The following is a 2,108-nucleotide window of genomic DNA, read 5'->3' on the forward strand; positions in this document are numbered from 1 at the left end:
GCTTTCAATTGGTCTTCTGTTGCAGCTCGGCCAGTAGTAGCAGTACCATTCCAAGTTGTATTAGATAAGCCGCCAATAGTATTAGCTGTACCGTTAACAGTAACACCACCGATATTGGCAGTTGTACCTGTAATTGTGCCTGTGGCACCATCTAAGGTTACGGCCTTAGCACCACCTGTAGTGAATGTGTTATTGACACCATTAATGACAGAGGACCCAATCGTAGCTTTACCAGCGGTACCATCTATTGTTACCGCATTAGCACCAGATCCCAACGTTACTTTATCGTTGAGTTTTACATCATAAATAGTATGTCCATCAGCAGCTATAGTAGATGTTAATGTCACATTACCTGTTGTTGCATTAGCTGCTTCACCAGTGTTAGCAGTGATTTCAGTTTTAGACGCTTTTTTAGCTGCATTGATTGCATCAGCTACGTTTTGAGCTGTTGCTACACCATCAGTAGTTGGACCTGTAATTGTCCCATCTGCACCAGCAGTGATAGATGCTGTATTTACATCGTATTTCACAACGCCATTATCATCGATAGATGCAGTTGTTAATGTACCATTCTTGAAGTTCAAACCATCGGCTAATGAAACTTGTTTTGCAGTACCATCATTTGCTTTATAGGACAAGTTAGTCTTATTCGCAATCTTAGTACCATCAATAGTTACCTTGTAATCCTTAGTTGTACCATCCGCACTAGTTGTCGGTGTTACAGTCAATGGATTATTGGCATCTGTTGTATCTGTGCTTACTGTTACGGCAGCGACAGCAGATTTTTTAACCTCTGCTTCAGATACTTTCACAGTCAAATTCTTGCCATTCGCATCAGTAGATACATATTTACCATCACCAACAACGCCCAATGTATCGTCTTTCAGATTAACTACACCAGGGGATGTATTTGTATCACCAGTGAATTTCAAGTTAACTGCATCAGTAGTCGTTTTAGCCGTTTCGGCTACGGCTTTCAATTGATCTTCCGTCGCAGCTCGGCCAGTTGTAGCTGTACCATTCCAAGTTGTATTGGCCAAGCCAGTTACATGATGATTATCACCATCGACAGTTACACCACCGATAACTGCATTTTTAGCAGTGATTTTACCAGTTGCGCCATCAAGTTTAATGGTTTCAGTTGTACCAGTACCAATGGATACGCTAGTCAAATTAGCAAGGTCTTTATTCAAGGAATAAGTAAACTTACGTTCATTTTGATTGATTGTAAGGTTATCCCCTGCAACCAATTCGACAGTTTCATCCTTGCCAACAGTAGCATTTTTCTTAGTACCTGTTTGATTACCAGTTGTACCTGCTTTATCTGCCGTAATATTCCAAGTTTGACTAGATGCAGCATCTGCAACAGCTTTCAATTGATCTTCTGTTGCAGCTCGGCCAGTAGTAGCTGTGCCATTCCATGTTGTATTAGATAAGCCACCAATAGTATTAGCCGTACCGTTAACAGTAACACCACCGATAGTAGCAGTCTTACCTGTAATAGCACCTGTTGTACCATCGATAGTTACAGCATTAGCGCCAGAACCAAGTGTCACCTTATCATTGAGTTTTACATCATAAACAGTATGACCATCAGCAGCTGTGATAGATGTTAATGTCACATTACCTGTTGTTGCATTAGCTGCTTCACCAGTATTAGCAGTGATTTCTGTTTTAGATGCTTTTTTAGCTGCATTAATAGCATCAGCTACATTTTTAGCTGTAGCCACACCATCTGTAGTTGGGCCTGTAATTGTACCATCTGTACCTGCAGTGATAGATGCAGTATTTACATCATATTTTACAACGCCATTATCATCGATAGATGCAGTTGTTAACGTACCATTTTTGAAGTTCAAGCCATCGGCTAAGGAAACTTGTTTTGCTGTACCACCATTTGCTTTGTAGGACAAGTTTGTCTTGTTAGCAATCTTAGTACCATCAATAGTTACTTTGTAATCCTTAGTTGTACCATCTGCACTAGTTGTAGGTGTTACAGTCAATGGATTATTAGCATCTGTTGTATCTGTGCTGACTGTTACAGCAGCTACAGCAGATTTTTTAACCTCTGCTTCAGAGACTGTAAGATTTACATTTTTACCGTTTAC

1 protein-coding gene is annotated in these 2,108 nt (G+C 40.3%); it reads right to left on the reverse strand.

Annotated features, from left to right (window positions below; all coding sequences use genetic code 11):
- Positions 1-2,108 (reverse strand): hypothetical protein (locus tag HMPREF1477_RS09745; RefSeq protein WP_016475914.1); only part of this gene is annotated, 2,108 nt, incomplete at both ends.

It is taken from the genome of Veillonella sp. HPA0037, assembly GCF_000411535.1.
Lineage (GTDB): Bacteria > Bacillota > Negativicutes > Veillonellales > Veillonellaceae > Veillonella > Veillonella atypica.